We start from the raw sequence: 19134 nt of genomic DNA, 5'->3' as shown, positions 1-19134 counted from the left end.
TGTTCAAGGTCGCCGCTTGATGTTCAAGCCCACCGCCACCTGTCCAAGCCCACCGCCACCTGTTCAAGCCCAGCGCCATCTGTTCAAGCCCGCCAGTGGTGGGCTTGAACATCGGATGGCGGGCGTGGACACGCTATTTGGTGTTCAAGGTCGCCGGTTGGTGTCCAAGGTCAGCGGTTGGTGTCCGAGGTCACCGGTTGGTGTTCGAGTCGCCGGATGGTGGTCGAGCCCGCTGGTTGGGGGGCGAGGTCGCTGGGTGGTGTTCGATCTCGCTGGTGCTGGGGTTGAGGGGGTTAGACGGCGAAGGGTACTGCGTTGTCGGGTGGTTGGAGGTTGCCGGCGGGGTGGGTCCAGAGGTTGTTGCGTTCGAGGTGGGGGAGTACTGATTCGCCGAACCAGTAGGCCTCCTCCAGGTGGGGGTAGCCGGAGAGGATGAATTCTTCGATGCCTAGGGCGGCGTACTCCTTGATGCGGTCGGCGACTTCTTCGTGGCTGCCTACCAGGGCGGTGCCGGCGCCGCCGCGGGCGAGGCCGACGCCGGCCCATAGGTTGGGGTAGATCTCCAGGTCTTCGGCGGAGCCGCCGTGCAGGGAGAGCATGCGCTTCTGGCCCTCGGATTCGCTCTTGTGCAGGCCGGCCTGGACCTTGGCGATCGTCTCGGGCGGGAGGGCTGCGAGGAGGCGGCGGGCTTCGCGCCACGCATCCTCGGAGGTGTCTCGAGTGATGACGTGCAAGCGGATGCCGAAGCGCATGGTACGACCTGCTTCGGCGGCCAGTTTGCGGATCCAGCCGAGCTTCTCGGCGACCGCGGCGGGCGGCTCGCCCCAGGTCAGGTACACGTCGCTGCGGGCAGCCGCCACGGGACCGGCGGCGGCCGACGAGCCGCCGAAGTAGATCTGCGGCACGGGATCCGGCACCGACACCAGCCGGGCCTGCTCGACCCGCAGGTGCTCGCCCCGGAAGTCGAACGGCTCGCCGTGCTCCCACAGTCTGCGCACGATGGCCAGGAATTCGTCCGTACGCCGGTAGCGCTCGTCCTTGCTCAGGAAGTCCCCGAACGCTTTCTGCTCGGCCGGTTCGCCGCCGGTCACCACGTTGAGCAGCAGCCGTCCGCCGGACTGGTTCTGGAAGGTCGTCGCCATCTGCGCGGCCAGCGTCGGTGACATCAGCCCGGGCCGGAACGCGACCAGGAACTTCAGCCGATCCGTTGAATCGAGCAACGAAGCCGTCGAGAGCCAGGCGTCGTCGCACCACAGTCCGGTCGGCGTGAGCGCGCCCTCGAAGCCGAGCTCCTCTGCCGCGGTGACGATCTGCCGGAGGTATCGAGTCGTCACCCGCCGGTCGCGGTGCACGACGTCGGCGCCGTGCCCGCCGCCGGTGATGTTGCGCGAGTCGCCGGAGGTCGGCAGGAACCAGTGAAAGGTCAGAGTCATCGGGCTGCTCCTGGGCAATGGGCTACTAAGTTCATGAGATTAGTTGACATAGCAGAGGGCGCTGGGGGCGTCTCGGATGGCGGGCGGCGGTGGTTGCCCGGAGTACAGACCAGGTGACTGGTGGTCCGGTGTTGACGGAGCCTCGGAAGGGGTCTTAAAGTCGGCGCTGTAAACGATTACAAGAACGATTACAGGAGGCTGCGTGAGCCGGCCGACGATCGCGGGAGTGGCTCGGGCCGCCGGAGTTTCGGTGGCTTCGGTGTCGCGGGTGCTGAACGGGCTGCCCGCGACCGGGGAGATGGTCGAGCGGGTCCAGCGCGCGGTCGAGGAGCTCGGGTATGTGCCTGACGCGCGGGCGCGGTCGCTCAAGGTCGGGCGGACCTTCCAGCTGACACTGGCGGTGGCCGACGTCGGTAACCCGGTCTACGTGACGATGATGCGCGCGGTCGAGGAGGTCGTTTCGGCGGCTGGGTATCGGCTGGTGGTGACGACAACCGGACCGGATGTCGTCGACGAGGTCGCGCTGGTCCGGGGGATGGCTCGCGGGTACGCCGATGGGCTGGTGATCAGCCCGCTGCGAGTGGACGACGACCTGATCAAGTCGATCCGCGAGTGCGATGTGCCGGTGGTCGTCGCCGGTAACGTGCCGGCCTCTGCCGGTGTCGACACTGTGCGGGCGAACTCTCCGAAGGGGATGTTGCTGGCGGTCGAGCATCTGCTCGCGACTGGCCGGAAGCGGATCGCGTTCGTGAACGGTCCGGTGGACACGGTGCCTGGAACGGCACGGGCCAAGGGTTTCGCCGATGCGATGAAGGCGAGCGGGCTGCGGGCGGTGGCCGAGGTGGAGGCAGTGGACTTCACCTTCGCGGCCGGCCGCGAAGCCGGGGTGGAACTGCTGTCCGGGCTGGACATTGGTGTGCGCGGCTCCGGCGCGGAGGCGCGAGGCGGTCGGCCCGGCGCGGAGGCGCGGGGTGGCCGGCTTGATGCGGTGATTGCCGCGAACGATTTGCTTGCTGTCGGCATCATGCATGAGCTGGCGGCGCGGGAGCTCGTCGTACCGGATGACGTTGCGGTGATCGGGATGGACGACAGTGAGCTGGCGGAGCAGTGTTTTCCGCCGTTGACCAGTGTCAATCTCGGGTCTGCTGAACGTGGCCGGCGGGCTGCTGAGTTGCTGTTGGCAAGGATCGATGACGACACGCGCGCGCCGCGGCGGATCGTCGTACAGCCGACTCTGAGTGTGCGGAAGTCGACGCCATGAGTGCCGCGACCCTGACCGCGACCCCGGAGCAGCAGGCTCCCAAGAGCGGTCGGCCGAAGCAGAACAGGGAAGCGATCTTTCTGTTCCTGCCGGCGTTGCTGCCGGTTCTGTTGCTGAGTGTCTATCCGCTGATCCGCGGGATCGCGCTCGGGTTCACCGACGCTCGCGCGGGGCTGAACGTCGACACGAACTTCATCGGGCTCGGCAACTTCGGCAAGCTGCTGCACAACGGGCTGTTCTGGGACTCGTTCAAGATCGGGCTGATCTGGACGCTCTCGGTGACGATCCTGCAGTTCGTCGCCGCGCTCGGACTGGCCTTGCTGCTGAACACCAACCTGCGCTTCCGTGGTGTCGCGCGCACGCTCGCGCTGATCCCGTGGGCGATGCCGCCGGTGGTCGTCGCGATCATGTGGCGACTGCTGCTGCACCCGACCAACGGCCCGGTCAACGAGATCCTCCAGAAGCTGCACCTGACCGACCACCCGATCAACTTCCTCGGCGACTTCAGTACCGCGCTGCCGGCCGTGATCGTCGTCGGTATCTGGGTCGGCATGCCGATGACGACGGTCACTCTGCTGGCCGGACTCCAGGGCATCGACCGCTCCCTCTACGAGGCTGCCGCGGTCGACGGCGCGGGTGCGTGGTCGCAGTTCTGGAACATCACGCTGCCCCAGCTCAAGACGGTGATCGTCGCGATCACCAGCCTGGACATGATCTGGAACTTCAACTCGTTCGGCCTGGTCTACGTGCTCACCGCCGGCGGGCCGGGCGGCAAGACCATGCTGCCGATGCTGTTCGCGTACAACGAGGCGTTCCGGTACGGGAACTTCGGGATGGCCGCGGCGATGGGTGACGTGATGGTCGTGATCATCATCGTGTTCCTCGCGTTCTACTTGCGGAACCGGTTGAGGAGCGAGGCATGAGGACGCGTCCCGCCGCCCGCGCGGCACAGTACGTCGCGGTGATCTGCTACCTGGTCTTCCTGGCGTTCCCGCTGTTCTGGCTGCTCTCGAGTTCGCTGAAGTCGCCGAGGGAGTTCGCGAGCATCACCCCGTCGATTCTCCCGAAGCACCCGGATCTGTCCAACTACACCGATGCGCTGACAGAGCAGGGCCTGGTCCACTCGATGTGGAACAGCCTGCAGATCTCGGTCGCGTCGACCGTGCTCGTCCTGGTCGTCTCGCTGCCGGTCGCCTACGCGCTCGCGCGGTTCCGCAGCCGGCTCCGGCCGATCACGAACGGCTGGATCCTGGTCAGCCAGGTGTTCCCGGTGATCCTGATCGTGATCCCGCTGTTCATGATCCTGCGGCCGCTGCACCTGACCAACACGATCCCCGGCGTGGTGATCGTCTACATGGTCTGGTCGATGCCGTTCGCGCTGTGGATGCTGCAGGGGTACGTCGCCGCGGTGCCGCGCGAGCTGGAGGAGGCGGCCTCGGTCGACGGCGCGAGCCGGGTCCGGACCATCGTGTCGATCGTGATGCCGTTGCTGCGGCCGGGGCTGATCGCGACCGCCATGTTCACCTTCATCTCGGCGTGGAACGAGTTCTTCTTCGCCCTGGTCCTGTTGCAGGACCCGCAACTGAAGACGCTGCCGCTGGTGCTCGCCCGGTTCGTCGGGGCCGAGGGCCAGGTCCAGTTCGGGCCACTCGCGGCGGCGTCCGTCCTGGCCACCGTACCGAGTCTGGTGTTCTTCGCTTTCCTGCAGCGCCGGTTGACCTCCGGCCTGCTGTCCGGCGCTGTAAAAGGCTGAGTTTTCCCCTGAGGAGATGCAATGAAAAAGTTAGTGACCGCGTTGCTGGCGGCAAGCGCTCTGGTGACGCTTGCGGCTTGTGGCGACAGCGATTCCGGCTCCGGCTCCGGTGACAGCGGGTCGACGGAGAAGGTGACGCTGAAGTTCCAGAGTCTGGCCTTCCAGAAGACGACCGTCGCCGCGACCAAGAAGATCGTCGCGGACTGGAACGCGGCCAACCCGAACATCCAGGTCGAGTACGTCCAGGGCAGCTGGGACTCGGTGCACGACCAGCTGGTCACCCAGTTCCAGGGGTCGACCGCGCCGGACGTGATCCAGGACGAGTCGGCCGACATCACCGGGTTCGCGAACCAGGGGTACCTCGCCGATCTCTCGCAGTACCTGAGTCAGGAGACGAAGGACGCCGTCTCACAGGGTGTCTGGGACACGGTGACCGTCAACGGCAAGGTGGTCGCCGCGCCGACGCTGCTCCAGTCGTACGTCGTGTTCGGCAACTCGGCGCTGCTCAAGCGGGCCGGGATCGCGACGACGGGCGACTCGCTCAGCTGGGATGACCTGCAGGCCAACGCGAAGAAGCTGACGGCCGGCGGGAAGTACGGGCTCGGCTGGGGTCTGAAGAGTCCGACCGCGACCGTGCTGAACCTCGGGATGAACTTCGACGGCGCCTTCTTCGAGGGCTCCGGGCGGGACGCGAAGGCGAAGATCGGGGACGCCGAGCTCGAGGTGCCGAAGCGGATCCACGCGATGGCCTACACCGACAAGTCGATCGACCCGACGTCGCTGACCCAGAGCGGGTCGGACGTGCTGCCGGGCTTCTTCGGTGGCAAGTACGCGATGATCGTCGGCGGCAACTATGCGGCCCAGCAGATCGTCGAGCAGGCACCGAAGGGCTTCCAGTGGGAGGTACTGCCGCCGCTGAAGGGCACGTCGGAGAAGCAGGCCGCGAACCCGCAGACGCTGTCGGTGCCGGCCGAGGGCAAGCACGTCAAGCAGGCCGCGCAGTTCATCGACTACTTCATGAAGGCCGACAACCTGGCCGCGGTCGGGCAGGGCGACTGGCTGATCCCGACCACGAAGGCGGCCCGGGACGCGATCGAGAAGGCGACCGGCGGCAAGGACGGCTGGACCCAGACGCTGGCCAGCGGCGAGGAGCTGACCAAGGCGCCGTTCCAGAGCGTGGAGAACTACCCGAAGTGGAAGGACCAGATCGCGACTCCGGCGCTGCAGGAGTTCCTCGCGAACAAGATCGATCTGGATGCCCTGGGCAAGAAGCTGAGCGATGGCTGGGGGCAGGTCAACAGCTGATGTCGGTGCTCGAAGAGAAGTCAGTGGGAGTCCTCGTCGGGTCGGCGGTCGGTGACGCGATCGGTGGTGCCGTCGAGGGCTGGACCCCGGAGGCGATCCGGGAACGGCACGGCGGCTGGGTGACGGGCATCGTCGGTCCGTGGTACGACGATTGGCGCAACGCGCGGCCGATCGCGCCGTACCACAAGGGCGATGGGCACATCACCGACGACACGTTGATGACGCATGCGCTGGTCGAGGTGTACGACGAGTTGCGGACGCATCTCGACGCGTACTCGATCGCGGAGTCGCTGGTGCCGAAGTTGCTGACGGAGAAGCGCTGGATTCCGGAGCTGGAGACCGAGGCGTTGCTGTTGCAGCGGGTGTTCCTGGCGGAGAAGTGGCTGGTGGCGCGGCTGCATTACGGGCATGTCGATCCGCGTGAGGCAGGGGTCGGGAACATCGTCAACTGTGGGGCGGCGATGTATGTGGCGCCGGTCGGGATCGCCAACGCGGGGGACCCGGCTGGGGCCTATGCGGAGGCGATCGACCTGGCTGGGGCGCATCAGTCGAGCTATGGGCGTGAGGCGGCTGGGGTGCTGGCGGCTGCGGTCGCGGCGGCAATGATGCCTGGGGCAACGGCTTCGTCGGCTGTCGCGGCTGCGTTGGAGCTGGCCAAGGATGGGACGCGGGCGGCCGTCGAGGCGGTGGCTGAGGCGGCGTCTGGATTGACCGACTGGGAGTCGGCGATTCCGGTACTGCGGGCAGCGGTCGAGCCGTTCGACACGGTCGGACCGGAGTACCGGAACCAGTCGCTCGACGCGCGGCGGCCGAGTCGGACGAAGGCGATCGAGGAATTGCCGGTCGCGCTGGGTTTCGTGCTCGTCTCGGGTGGGGATGTTCGGGAAGCCGTGTTGGGCGGCACCAACTACGGACGCGACGCCGACTCGATCGCGTCGATGGCGGGGGCGATCACGGGTGCACTGAGCGGCGCAGCCGGCGTACCGGCCGAGTGGGCGTCGACGATCGCCGAAGCGAGCAAGACAGACCTGGAGCAACCAGGACGGGTGATGGCCTCCGTAGCGCTCGAACTCCACCTGTCCGACGCGCGCCGCTTCGCCCACCGCACCGAAACGCTGGAGAGACTGACCACATGAGACTGACCTGGGTGCAACCAGAGGACCTCCTCCCGCACCAACTGGTCCAATCCACCACCGAAGGCGTAAACGTCACCGACATCACCGCCCGGTGGGTCGCCGCAGGCGGTACTACGGAAGCCCCGGTCTCCGGCGCCTCCGACAACCCCGCCGCCCCCGAGCTGCGAGCCCTCGCCCGCGAACTACTCGACGAACTGGACACCCGCTTCGCGGGCTGGATCGCTCCCGAGATCCCGCAGCTTCCCCTGCTGAGCAGCGCGCAGCGCGCGCCCCGCGGTCGCGGGGGAGCGGGCGCCGAGAGCTCCGCAGCTCCGGCCACGGCGCGAAGCGCCGTAGGCCGTGCCAGCTCGCCGCAGGGCGATGACCCCTCCCTCAGCGCGCACTTCTCAGCCGCCGCCCGCGAGACGGCGCAGCCGGCGAGTGGGCGGGTGTTGCAGGCTTGGTTGGGGCGGGCTGCTGGGAACTTGTTGGGTAAGCCTGTGGAGAAGATTCCTCGGGAGGGGATTCGGGAGATTCTGCAGAGCTCGGGGCAGTGGCCGCTGGCGGAGTACATCACCGCGGTGGGGGTGCCTGCGGAGGTGTTGGGGCGGTGGCCTTGGAATCGGCGGTCGAAGCCGACCAGCTTGCGGGAGGTCATCGACGGGATGCCTGAGGATGATGATCTGAATTTTGCGATCCTCGCGTTGCAGCTGGTGGAGCGGCATGGGGATGAGTTGTCGACCGAGGATGTGGCGGCGGCTTGGCTGAGTGATCTGCCGGCTGGGCGGGTGTTTACGGCTGAGCGGGTGGCGTACAGGAACTTGCTGGACGGGGTAGAGCCGGGGCGGGCGGCGCTCGTCAGGAATCCGTTCCGGGAGTGGATCGGGGCTCAGATTCGGACGGATGTTTACGGGTGGGTGCGGCCGGGGGATCGGACGGCGGCGGCTCGGTTGGCGTTGGCGGATGCTCGGTTGAGTCATACGGGCGCGGGAGTGGATGGGGCGCTGTGGGTGGCGGCGATGTCGGCTGCGGCGATGGTGCTCGACGATCCGGTTGAGGTTGCCGAGGCGGGGCTGGGGGTGGTTGACCCCGCGAGCGAGTTGGCTAAGGCCGTGCGATTTGGGTTGGGGCTGGCTGAGACACCTCTGGATGATGCGTTGGACGCGTTGCACGCGGAGTACGGGCACCTGCATTGGGTGCACTCGGTGAACAACTCGGCGCTGACCGCGTATGCGTTGACGGCGCCTGACTTCGCGACCGGGATCGGGCGTGCGGTGATGGGCGGCTGGGACACGGATTCGGCCGGCGCGACGGTGGGTGCGGTGCTTGGCGCGGTGCTCGGCGTTCCGGCAGAGTGGTCCGAACCACTCGACAACCGGCTGGCAACCAGCCTGCCCGGCATGAACCAGGTGGCGATCACCGACCTCGCCGCGCGCACGGTGGCAGCGCAGACGGTGGCAGCACGGCCAGACGGGGTACAGGAAGGCGTAGCACCGGCAGACGGGGTGCAGGCGGGCGTAGTACAGGTGGATGGGCAGTCGGTGGCGGGAGGGAAGGTGGAGGGGCGTGGCTGAGGTCGTAGTCGTGGGGAGCGCGAATGTGGACCTGGTGCTGGCGGTCCAGCGGATCCCACGGCCCGGCGAGACGCTGCTGGCGAGTGATCTGACCCGCGGCCCGGGCGGCAAGGGCGCCAACCAGGCGGTCGCCGCGGCCCGCGCAGGCGCCTCGACCTCGTTCGTCGCCTCGCTCGGCGCGGACGACGGCGGCGCGCTGCTCCGCGAAGCGCTCGAAAGCTCCGGAGTAGACCTCTCGCTCGTCTCCACCTCCGGCAGCCCGACCGGTACGGCGATCATCACCGTCGCCGCCGACGGCGAGAACTCGATCGTCGTCGCCCCCTCCGCGAACGCCGACCTGAAGCTGTCCGCCGAGGCATCGACCGGAATCAGCCAAGCGAAAATCGTCCTTTCCCAGCTCGAGATCCCGCTCTCCACGGTCCAGGCGGCCGCCGAAGAGAGTGCGTACTTCATCCTCAACGCGGCCCCCGCGACCGACCTGTCCGACGAGCTGCTCGCCCACGTCGACCTCCTGGTGGTCAACGAGATCGAGGCCGAGGCGATCGCCGGCAAGGACTTCAACGACCTGCTCACCCGGGTACCGGCCGCCGTGGTGACGCTCGGCGCCGACGGAGCGGTGATTCTGTCCCGGGATGCCGCGGAAATTCGTATCCCGGGCGTGTCGGTCGAGGTCGTCGACACCACCGCCGCCGGGGACACCTTCTGCGGGGTGCTCGCCGCGACGTTGGCTGCCGAGTCAACTACACCCCGCGACCTGACGAATGCGGTCCGACGCGCTAACGTTGCTGCTTCATTGAGTGTTCAGACCGCGGGGGCGATCCCTTCGGTGCCTCACGGGGAAGCAATCGACGCGCGCCTTGCGGAGGTATACCTGTGAACCCCCTCGAGCCCAGGCCGATCGATCAGCCCGCGAGGGTCGATCTCGGCCTGCGTGCCGATCTGGCCTTCCTCGACGACGCCAAGATCCTCGGCGCCCCCGACGACCCGACCGACCTGCCCCGCTGGCGCGGCAAGCTGGCCGAGTGGCTGATGGGCGCCTACGACCGGACGGCGTACGACGGCGGCCTGCACTACGAGGTGCCCGGTCGCGAGTGGACCCAGACGGCGTACTCGGTGGCGCTCGTCTGGCTCTGGGACGACCAGCTGTACGACGTCGACGCGGGCGTCTTCACGCCGGAGAAGTTCGTCCAGCACGGGATCGACGACTTCGGCGGGTACGACGCGGTGGTGCTCTGGCACGCGTACCCGGTGATCGGGATCGACTCGCGCAACCAGTTCGACTTCTATCGCGACGTGCCGGGCCTTCGGGAGCTGGTCTCGAAGCTGCATGACCTCGGGCTGAAGGTGTTCTTCGACTACAACCCGTGGGATGTCGGCACCCGTCGTGCCGGGCGGCCGGATGGGGACGAATTCGCTGCCCTGGTTGCCGAGTTCGGTGCTGACGGCGCCTTTCTCGACACGTTGAAGGAGGCTGACCCGGCTTTCACCCGGCCGCTCAAGCGGGCAAACCCGGCGATCGCCTTCGAAGGCGAGTCACGGTTGCCGTTGGCAAGGATCAGCGACCACGCGTTGTCCTGGGCACAATGGTTCGCCGACACCCGGGCGCCCGGCGTGCTGCGGGCGCACCTGTTCGAGCGCCGGCACATGATGCACCACACCCGCCGCTGGAACCGCGATCACAGCGATGAGTTGCAGTCCGCGTGGGTGAACGGTGTCGGAATCCTGGTCTGGGAGTCGGTGTTCTCGGCGTGGGTCGGCTGGAACGCCCGCGACCGGTCGACGCTGCGCCGGATGGTCGCGGCGCAGAGAGCGTTCTCTCCGGTACTGATCGGTGGCGACTGGATCCCGCTAACCCCGGAGATCCCCGACAAGGCCCGTGAGCACGGCGTCTTCGGGTCGCGGTTCGAGTTGGCCGACATCACCTTCTGGACGCTGATCAATCGCGACGACGAGGACTTCGAGGGCATCGTGCTGCGCTCGGAGGATCAGGTCGGCGACTGGTACGACGTGACGTCGGGCGTGCCCATCACGGCGGATGACGACGGGGTGCACCTCGTCGTACCGGGGCGTGGAGTGGCTGGGATCGTGCGCGTCGGGGCGACGGCCGGGCAGGAGTGCCGGGCGACCGCGCGTCGGCTGGGGACGATGTCGCGGCCGCATGTGAAGGATTCGGCGTTCCCGATGTCGCCGGCTGTGCGGGTTGCCGTTCCGGAGGTTTCTGGCGCGTTTGTGGGTGACGTGGTCGAGGTGCCGGCTGGGGAGCACTCGCTGACGGTTCGGCACCGGCGGCGCGAGACGGGGCTGTACGACCAGGCGCCGTACGTGGAGGAGTGGAAGCCGTTGCCTCCGCGGCTGCATGACATCCAGACGGTCACGCGTCAGGTGACGCTCTCCGGGGTGTCGGTGGCGGTGCGCGAGGTGAGCAACGCGGAGTACGCGGAGTTCCTTCGCGCGACCGGATACAAGCCGAAGGTGGCGAATCGGTTCCTCGCGCACTGGGTCGATGGCGCGCCTGTCGCCGGTACGGAGGATCAGCCGGTCACGTACGTCGATCTGCCGGACGCGCGGGCCTACGCGGCCTGGCGTGGGGGTCGGCTCCCGACCGAGGACGAGTGGCAGGTTGCGGCCGGACTGGACCGGTTCACCCGCTCTGAGCCGCTGGTCTGGAACCTGACCGAGAGCGAGCACCGCGACGGGCGCAGCAGGTTCTGCATTCTCAAGGGCGGCTCGTACTTCGTTGCCGAGGGCTCCGATTGGTACGCCGACGGCGGGCCGCAGGATCCGGAGGTCAGCTTCAAGCTGGTGCTCACCGGTGGCGGGCTGGACCGGTCGGAGACCATCGGTTTCCGGTGCGCGGGATGACACCTGGAGTATTTCGATGAGGCCGGCGCCGCTCGAAGGCGTGAAGGTGCTGGAGGCGGCGACGCTGTTCGCGGGACCGCTGGCGGCGACGTTCCTCGGTGACTTCGGGGCGGATGTGACGAAGATCGAGCATCCGTCGCGGCCGGATGCTGCCCGTGGGCATGGGACGAGTAAGAACGGCGTCGGGTTGTGGTTCAAGACGCTCGGGCGGAACAAGCGGTTGGCGACGCTTGATCTGTCGCAGGGGCGGGACGTGTTTCTTTCCTTGGTTCGGGCCAACGACGTACTGGTGGAGAACTTCCGGCCGGGGACGTTGGAGCGCTGGGGGCTTGGGCCTGACGTCTTGCTGTCGGTGAATCCGCGGTTGGTGATCGCGCGGGTGACTGCTTTCGGTCAGGTCGGGCCTTGGTCGCGCCGGCCGGGGTTCGGGTCGTTGGCTGAGGCGATGAGTGGGTTCGCGGCGGTGACGGGGGAGCCGGAGGGGCCGCCGACCTTGCCGCCGTTCGGGTTGGCGGATGGGATTACGGCGCTTGCTACGGCTTACGCGGTACTGGTTGCGTTGAGAGAGCGCGATCAGTCGGGGGCCGGGCAGGTCATCGACATGGCGATCATCGAGCCGATTCTGATGATGCTGGGTGGTGGCATTACGGCGTACCAGCAGACCGGATACGTGCAGCCGCGGCTGGGGAACCGGTCGTCCAACAACGCGCCGCGCAATGTGTACCGGACCGCGGATGATCGGTGGGTGGCTGTCTCGACCAGCTCGCAGAGCATTGCTGAGCGGGTGGTGACGCTGGTCGGTCGGCCGGATCTCGTTGCTGAGCCGTGGTTCGGGAGTGGCCGGGAGCGGGCTGAGCATGCGGACGAGCTGGATGATGCCGTGGGCAACTGGATTTTGGAGCGCTCGCTGGATGAAGTGATGGTCGCCTTCGAGAAGGCCGAGGCGGCGGTCGGGCCGGTGCACGACATCCGCGGGATCGTGGCGGATCCGCAGTACGCCGCGCTGAACACGATCGTCGAGGTGGACGACGAGGAGCTCGGCGGGCCGGTCCAGATGCAGAACGTGCTCTTCCGGCTCTCCGAATCACCCGGCTCGATCCGCTGGGCGGGTCGACCGCACGGCGCCGACACCGACGCCGTCCTGGCCGAGATCGGCGTTACCCCTGAGCAATTGGCAGCTTTGCGTGAGGCAGGAGTTGTTTAGGTGCTGACGGCTTTGTACGTGCCGGCCAATCGTCCGGACCGGTTTGGGAAGGCTGTTGCTGCGGGCCCTGATCTGGTGGTGTTCGATCTCGAGGATGCGGTACCGGTCGACGACAAGGTGGCTGCGCGGGGGTGGGCGGTCGCGTGGATCGCGGCGTTCACCGGGCGGACTCCGGTCGAGGTTCGGGTCAACGCGCCGGGCACGCCGTGGATCGAGGACGATCTGGCGGCGCTGGCCGCAGTACCGGCTGTTCGGGTGCGGGTGCCGAAGGTGGAGAGTGCCGACGACATCCGGTGGGTGCTGGACCGGGTGCCTTCGGCAAGGATCACCGCGCTGATCGAGACGCCGCTGGGGCTGGAGCGCGCGTTCGAGATCGCGACCGCCGATCCGCGGGTGATCGCGGTCGCCCTGGGTGAAGCCGACCTGGCGAGTTCGCTGGGCGTCGACGGCCCGGACGGCTTGGCGTGGGCCCGCGGTCGTTTGGTCTCAGCCTCACGAGCCGCCGGCCTCGGCGCACCGATGATGTCGGTCTACCCACACGTCGACGACGAGGAAGGCCTGCGCCGGACATCGCTGGCCGGCCGCGCCCTAGGTTTCGTCGGGCGAACCGCAATCCACCCCCGTCAACTCCCAACCATCATCGAGTGCTTCACACCCTCAGCCACCCAGGTAGCCGAGGCCGCCGCCCTCCTGGCCGCCGTCGAGAAGGCCGGCTTCACCGAAGGCGGCGTCATCGTCCTCCCCGACGGCCGAATGGCCGACCCCGCCATGCTCGGCCGAGCCCGCGAAATCACCAACCTAATGACCCAGATCGACCGCTAACCCCGGCCCACCCACCATCGCCCCGGCCTCGCCCAACTCCGCCCACCCCGGCCTCGCCCAACTCCGCCCACCCCGGCCTCGCCCAACTCCGCCCACCCCGGCCTCGCCCAACTCCGCCCACCCCGGCCTCGCCCGCTCCGCCCACTTCGGCGTGGCCCGCTCCGCCCACCCCGGCGTGGCCCAATCCGCCCACTTCGGCGTCGCCCACTCCGCCCGCCGCTCTGACCCCATGCCAACTCGCCCATCTCCCCACCGCCTCGTCGGACCCGCTAGCCCACCGCGTCACCGGCACCTGCCGGCCCTCCGCCTCGCGGGCACGCGCTGGCCCTCCGCCTCGCCTGCACCTGCCGGCCCTCCGCCTCATGGGCACCCGCTGGCTGCGGCACGCGCTGGCCTACCGGCTTGCGAGCATCTGCTGGGCCTACCAGCTCACCTGCTCGCGGCATGCGCTGGTCGACCGTGTCGCGGGCCTGGGCTGGCCCACGTGCTTGCGGCATCGGCTGGCTGATCGCCTCGCCGGCGCCTGCCGGCCCAACGCCTGGCGCGGCACGCGCTGGCCTACCGCCTCGTCGGCACCCGCTAGCCCACCGCGTCACCGGCACCCCGCTGGCCGACCGTGTCGCGGGCGTGCGCTGGCCCACGGGCTCGCGGCATCCGCTGGCTGATCGCCTCGCCGGCGCCTGCCGACCTACCGCCTCGCGCGGGACGCGCGGCCTACCGCCTCGCCGGCACCCGCTGGCTGCGGCACGCGCTGGCCCACCCGCTCGGGGGCATCTGCTGAGCCCCACCGGCTCGCCTGCTCGGGGCATGCGCTGGTCGACAGTCGACCTTGTCGCGGGCGTGCGCCGGCCCACGGGGCTCGCGGCAACCGCTGGCTGATCGCCTCGTCGGCGCCTGCCGACCCACCGCCTCGCGCGGCACGCGCTGGCCTACCGCCTCGCGCTGGCCTACCGCCTCGCGCGGCACGCGCTGGCCTACCGCCTCGTCGGCACCCGCTGGCCTACCGCCTCGCGGGTACCCGCTGGCCGCGGCACGCGCTGGTCGACCCCGTCGCGGGCGTGCGCTGGCCCATCGGCTTGCGGGCATCTGCTGGGCCCACCGGCCCACCGGCCCACCGGCCCACCGGCCCACCGGCCCACCGGCTCGTCGGCTCGCGGGCGCGCTCTGGCTGATCGGCTCGCGGGCGCGCGGTCGACGGCACCTGCCGGCCCATCGGCTCGCGGGTCGCCCTTTCCGCTGGCTTGCAGGTGCGGGCGGACGGCTGCGCATGCATAAGGGGGCGGGTTGGGGCGGGATGCAGCGTGGGGGTGGGTGGGGCGGGTGGCTTATGCGTGCATGGCGGTGCGGGTGGGGTGGATCGGCGAGGTGGGGCTCGGCGGCGTACCGGATCGGCGGGCGTGCCGGATCAGCGGGCGTGCCGGATCGGCGGGCGTACCGGCGCAGCGGCGTACCGGGGGGAGTGGTGTGTAAGAAGTAAAAGAGTTATGGTTCTTTCATGACTGCGACGAGGCTGTTCTATGAGGTGCAGGTGAGTCCGAGCGCGCTGCGTGCTGGGGAGCAGCGGATGCCGGATGGGGAGCGGTTGTACTGGAATCCGTTGTCGACGACGCTGATCTTCGGGGAGCGGGATGCGGTGCTGGTCGATCCGCCGTTTCTGAGCGAGCACATCCAGGCGGTCGGGGACTGGGTGGAGCGGTCGGGGAAGCGGTTGACGGCGATCTACGCGACGCATGGGCATGGGGATCACTGGTTTGGTACGGGGGAGTTGGTCAAGCGCTTCCCGGGTGCTGTCGCCTATGCGACGCCGGGGACGATCGAGATGATGCATCAGCAGGCCGGGGTGGGGCGGGAGCAGCTGTGGGACCGGATCTTCCCGGGGCAGATCCCGGCGACGCCGGTGCTTGCGGTGCCGGTGCCGGCTGAGGGGATCTTGCTCGAGGGTGAGGTGCTGGAGGCGATCGAGGTCGGTCATACCGACACCGATCAGACGACGGTGCTGCATGTGCCGTCGATCGGGTTGGTGGTGGCGGGAGACGTTGCGTACAACGGCATCCATCAGTACATCGTCGAGGGTCGCGACGGCGGGTTCGAGGCGTGGATCGCGGCGCTGGACAAGGTGGCGGAGCTGACGCCGACCGCGGTCGTCGCCGGCCACAAGAACCGCGAACTGCCGGACGATCCGATCATCCTGGACCAGACCAAGCAGTACCTTCAGGACGTGACCCAACTGCTCGCCGGACAGCCGACTCCCCAGGAGTTCTTCGACCAGATGATCCAACGCCACCCGAACCGCCTCAACCCCAGCCCTCTCTGGTACGGCGGCCTGTCGCTGCTCACCCAATGACTTCCCCCGCCACCGAGCGCTTCACCCTGGACCCCGCGCCGGACACGCTGGCCCTGGCCCACGACTTCCTCAACACCCGAGGAGTAGGCACCCAACCAGACCTCCTGGCCGACCTCGCAACCGCAACGGCCTGGCTGGAACGGGTGCTCCCAGGCGAGGCAAAGCTGACCGCCACAGACCTGGAAGTCCTGCGGGCCTTCCGCACTGAGTTGCATCGCCTGGTCGTACCGGAAGGTGCGGCGCCGGAGTCGGTGGCAGAGGTTGGCGCGCGAGGTGTAGCGGCGGAGTTGGTGCTGGGAGTGGATGGGACTGTGGAGCTGCGCGGCGGTGGTACTGGGGCGGAGTACGTGACATCGCGGGTGCTGGCGGAGGTACTGGCTGGGCAGCAGGTTGATAGCTGGCGTCGGCTGAAGGCTTGTAAGAACGACAGGTGCCGGGTGGTGTTCTACGACCGGTCGCGGAACAACAGCGGCGTCTGGCATTCGCTGAAGACGTGTGGAAATCCTGCGAACCTGCGGGCCTTCCGTGCCCGGAACAAGGAGGCGAGCAGCTAAGGTCGGGAGCATGCTGCCGCGTGTGGTTGATGCTGTGGTGATCGGTTCCGGACCGAACGGGCTGGTGAGCGCGATCGCCCTGGCCGACGCCGGCTGGGACGTGCTGATCGTCGAAGCCGCCGACGAGCCGGGTGGCGCCGTGCGCTCGACCGCCAGCGACGGCTGGGTCAGCGACCGCTTCAGCTCCAGCTATCCACTCGGCGTAGCCTCGCCGGTACTACGTGCGCTCGAGCTCGAGAACTTCGGACTCCGCTGGTCCCATGCCCCGCTCGCCCTGGCGCACCTGATCGACCCCGACGACGATGACGCGCCCGCGATCCACCCGGATCCGGCCGACACCGCCGCCTCGATCGGTCGCGATCACCCGAAGGACGGCGACACCTGGTTGCGTCTCTACCAGGAGTACACCAAGATCCGCGCGCCCTTCCTGCAGTCGCTGCTCACTTCCTGGCCGCCCGTCGCCCCCGGCCTCCGCCTCGCGCGCAAGCTCGGTTCGGTGGGGGAGCTGGCTCGTTTCGCTCGCTTCATGGCCATGCCGATGCACCGAATGGGCCAGGAACTCTTCGAAGGCGCCCGCGGCCGCGCGATCCTGGCCGGCAACGCGTTCCACGCCGACGCCCCGCTCACCGGCAGCGTCAGCGGCACGATGGGCTGGCTCCTCGCGATGCTCGCCCAGGACGTCGGATTCCCTGTCGCGCAAGGCGGTTCGAGTTCGCTCTCGTCAGCCCTGGTACGCCGGGCCGAGCGCGCCGGCGCCCTCCTCTCCACAGGCACCCCGATCACCTCGATCGACGTCTCGGCCGGCAAGGCGACCGCGGTACGGACCGCGAGCGGCGAGACGATCTCCGTCCGCCGCGCCGTCATCGCCGACGTCTCAGCTCATACCCTGTACGCCGAACTGTTGCCACCAGCAAGCATTCCGGCCGGGCTCCGTCGCGACCTCGAGAACTTCGAATGGGACTACCCGACGGTCAAACTCAACTACCGCCTCAGCGGCCCGATCCCATGGCGCGCCCGCCAGGCTCGCGAAGCGGGCGTAGTACACCTCGGCGGCACCGCTGACGACCTCGTCCACGTCAGCGCCGACCTCGACACCGGCCGCTTGCCCACGGCACCTTTCCTGCTGATCGGCCAAACCACCAAGGCCGACGCATCCCGCTCACCCGAAGGCACCGAGGCCGTCTGGGCCTACTCGCACCTACCCCGCGGCCTACCCGACGACGCCGACGCCGAGAAGCTCGCCGGCCGGATTGACCGCGCCATCGAACGCCACGCCCCCGGCTTCCTCGACCTCGTCATCGCCCGCGACCTCCAACGCCCCAGCGACTTCACCCAAGCCAACGCCTCCCTAGGCCTCGGCGCGCTAGGCGGCGGTACTGCGCAACTCCACCAGCAACTCATCTTCCGCCCCACCGTAGGCCTGGGCAGCCCCCGCACCGTCATAGACGGCCTGTACCTCGGCAGCTCCGCCATCCACCCCGGCCCCGGCGTCCACGGCGCCTGCGGTCACCTAGCCGCCCGAGCTGCCCTCCGCGACGCCTCCCTCCTCGGCCCCCTGACCCGCATCCCCACCACCGCCGCCCTCCGCCACCTCCAGCGCTGATGAACTCGGGGGAGCGGGTCGAGGGGTTGTTGCGGGAGCTGGCGCCGCAGGTACTCGGGTTTTTGGCTCGGCGGCATGGGCAGTTCGATCTGTGTGAGGACGCTGTCCAGGAGGCGTTGCTGGCGGCCGCGACGCAGTGGCCGACTGACGGCGTACCGGGGAATCCTCGGGGGTGGTTAATCACCGTTGCCACCCGGAAGCTGACTGATCAATTCCGGAGTGAGAGTGCCCGGCGGCGGCGTGAGGATTCGGTGGCGGCGATGGCTGGAGCCGAGGAATTGGTCGCGCCGGGGGCTGATCAGGACCAGGTGCCGGAGTCGGACGACACGTTGACGTTGTTGTTCCTGTGTTGTCATCCCGCGGTGACGCCGGCATCGCAGGTGGCGTTGACGTTGCGGGCGGTCGGTGGGTTGACGACGGCGGAGATCGCCAAGGCGTTCATGGTGCCGGAGGCAACGATGGCGCCGCGGATCAGCCGGGCGAAGAAGAGCATCAAGGCGGCCGGCAGCCGGTTCGTGTTGCCGCCGGAGGAGGAGCGGGCGGATCGCCTGCGCGTAGTACTGCAGGTGCTCTATCTGATCTTCAACGAGGGGTACACGGCCAGCTCCGGACCCGATCTGCAGCGGGTCGAGCTGACGGCCGAAGCGATCCGGTTGGCGCGTTTGCTCTACCAGTTGCTGCCGGACGAGGGTGAGGTCGCCGGCTTGCTGGCGCTCATGCTGCTCACCGATGCGCGGCGGGCGGCGCGGACCACGCCGGACGGCAGCCTCATCCCGATCGACGAGCAGGATCGCAGCCTGTGGTTGCGTGAGCCGATCGAGGAGGCGTCCGCGCTGGTACTGCGTACGCTTGCGCGCGGCGAGGTCGGTTCGTACCAACTGCAGGCGGCGATCGCAGCGATCCACTCCGAGGCGCCGAGCACGGAGGAGACCGACTGGAACCAGATCCTCGCCCTCTACCTGCTGCTGGAGAGCGTGGCGCCGAACCCGATGGTGACGCTCAACCGCGCGATCGCCCTCGCCCAGGTCGAAGGCCCACAAGCCGGCCTGGACCTGCTCACCACGCTCGACGACGACCACCGGCTGAAAGACAGCCACCGCCTGGACGCCGTCCGCGCACATCTGCTCGAACGCCTCGGCAAACTGACCGAGGCCCGCGACCACTATCTGGCCGCCGCGCGCCGGACGACCTCGCTGCCGGAGCAGCGCTACCTAGCGGCGAAAGCCGCCCAGATCGCAGACAACTCCTGAGCCGCTCCTACCTGGAGCTGTCCCGATCGACAGGACATAGTCGGCGCGCGGTAG

General features: G+C 68.6%; 16 protein-coding genes. 15 read left to right on the top strand and 1 reads right to left on the bottom strand.

All coding sequences use genetic code 11. From position 1 onward, the window contains the following. Nucleotides 1–293: 293 nt before the first annotated feature. Nucleotides 294–1433, bottom strand: a complete 1140-nt coding sequence (locus ABD116_RS07615; protein ID WP_343966315.1) for an LLM class flavin-dependent oxidoreductase — start codon at nt 1431–1433, stop codon at nt 294–296. A 202-nt stretch (nt 1434–1635) separates the two neighbouring features. Here ABD116_RS07615 and ABD116_RS07610 point away from each other — a divergent pair, with 202 nt between their 5' ends. The 15 genes from ABD116_RS07610 (at nt 1636) to ABD116_RS07540 (ending at nt 19080) form a co-directional block, all read left to right on the top strand. Continuing rightward, nucleotides 1636–2694 (top strand): LacI family DNA-binding transcriptional regulator, encoded by a 1059-nt coding sequence (locus tag ABD116_RS07610; protein WP_343966313.1) that lies wholly within the window; start codon nt 1636–1638, stop codon nt 2692–2694. Beyond that, complete coding sequence (locus ABD116_RS07605; RefSeq protein WP_343966311.1) at nt 2691–3617, top strand: carbohydrate ABC transporter permease; 927 nt, start codon at nt 2691–2693, stop codon at nt 3615–3617. Before ABD116_RS07610 ends, ABD116_RS07605 begins: the two co-directional genes overlap by 4 nt. Beyond that, the gene (locus tag ABD116_RS07600) at nt 3614–4447 is read left to right on the top strand and encodes a carbohydrate ABC transporter permease (RefSeq protein WP_343966309.1); all 834 of its coding nucleotides are present in this window, start codon (nt 3614–3616) and stop codon (nt 4445–4447) included. Before ABD116_RS07605 ends, ABD116_RS07600 begins: the two co-directional genes overlap by 4 nt. Before the next feature lie 21 nt (nt 4448–4468). Further along, nucleotides 4469–5752 (top strand): ABC transporter substrate-binding protein, encoded by a 1284-nt coding sequence (locus ABD116_RS07595; RefSeq protein WP_343966307.1) that lies wholly within the window; start codon nt 4469–4471, stop codon nt 5750–5752. Continuing rightward, nucleotides 5752–6888 (top strand): ADP-ribosylglycohydrolase family protein, encoded by a 1137-nt coding sequence (locus ABD116_RS07590; protein WP_343966305.1) that lies wholly within the window; start codon nt 5752–5754, stop codon nt 6886–6888. Before ABD116_RS07595 ends, ABD116_RS07590 begins: the two co-directional genes overlap by 1 nt. Then, entirely contained in the window at nt 6885–8441 is a 1557-nt protein-coding gene (locus ABD116_RS07585; RefSeq protein ID WP_343966303.1) for an ADP-ribosylglycohydrolase family protein, read from the top strand. The genes ABD116_RS07590 and ABD116_RS07585 overlap by 4 nt, the downstream gene beginning before the upstream one ends. Further along, the gene (locus tag ABD116_RS07580; RefSeq protein WP_343966301.1) at nt 8434–9318 is read left to right on the top strand and encodes a ribokinase; all 885 of its coding nucleotides are present in this window, start codon (nt 8434–8436) and stop codon (nt 9316–9318) included. The genes ABD116_RS07585 and ABD116_RS07580 overlap by 8 nt, the downstream gene beginning before the upstream one ends. Beyond that, on the top strand, nt 9315–11303 hold the full coding sequence (locus ABD116_RS07575) for an SUMF1/EgtB/PvdO family nonheme iron enzyme (protein ID WP_343966299.1): 1989 nt from the start codon (nt 9315–9317) through the stop codon (nt 11301–11303). Before ABD116_RS07580 ends, ABD116_RS07575 begins: the two co-directional genes overlap by 4 nt. 16 nt (nt 11304–11319) lie before the next feature. After that, entirely contained in the window at nt 11320–12507 is a 1188-nt protein-coding gene (locus ABD116_RS07570) for a CaiB/BaiF CoA transferase family protein (RefSeq protein ID WP_343966296.1), read from the top strand. Then, nucleotides 12508–13329: an HpcH/HpaI aldolase/citrate lyase family protein gene (locus ABD116_RS07565; protein ID WP_343966294.1), complete on the top strand. Its 822-nt coding sequence runs from the start codon at nt 12508–12510 to the stop codon at nt 13327–13329. It begins immediately after the preceding gene. 1320 nt (nt 13330–14649) lie between these two features. Beyond that, on the top strand, nt 14650–14799 hold the full coding sequence (locus ABD116_RS07560; RefSeq protein ID WP_343966292.1) for a hypothetical protein: 150 nt from the start codon (nt 14650–14652) through the stop codon (nt 14797–14799). Between the two features lie 25 nt (nt 14800–14824). Continuing rightward, the gene (locus tag ABD116_RS07555; protein ID WP_343966290.1) at nt 14825–15673 is read left to right on the top strand and encodes an MBL fold metallo-hydrolase; all 849 of its coding nucleotides are present in this window, start codon (nt 14825–14827) and stop codon (nt 15671–15673) included. After that, nucleotides 15670–16227 carry a CGNR zinc finger domain-containing protein gene (locus ABD116_RS07550; RefSeq protein ID WP_343966288.1) on the top strand — a complete coding sequence of 186 codons (558 nt, stop codon included), beginning with the start codon at nt 15670–15672 and terminating at the stop codon, nt 16225–16227. Before ABD116_RS07555 ends, ABD116_RS07550 begins: the two co-directional genes overlap by 4 nt. A 10-nt stretch (nt 16228–16237) precedes the next feature. After that, entirely contained in the window at nt 16238–17830 is a 1593-nt protein-coding gene (locus ABD116_RS07545; RefSeq protein ID WP_343966286.1) for a phytoene desaturase family protein, read from the top strand. After that, nucleotides 17830–19080 carry an RNA polymerase sigma factor gene (locus ABD116_RS07540; RefSeq protein WP_343966284.1) on the top strand — a complete coding sequence of 417 codons (1251 nt, stop codon included), beginning with the start codon at nt 17830–17832 and terminating at the stop codon, nt 19078–19080. Before ABD116_RS07545 ends, ABD116_RS07540 begins: the two co-directional genes overlap by 1 nt. Nucleotides 19081–19134: the final 54 nt, after the last annotated feature.

The organism is Kribbella koreensis (assembly GCF_039525325.1).
GTDB lineage: Bacteria > Actinomycetota > Actinomycetes > Propionibacteriales > Kribbellaceae > Kribbella > Kribbella koreensis.
Note: the sequence above shows the minus strand (reverse complement) of the source record. Positions and strands in the feature narration are given on the sequence as shown.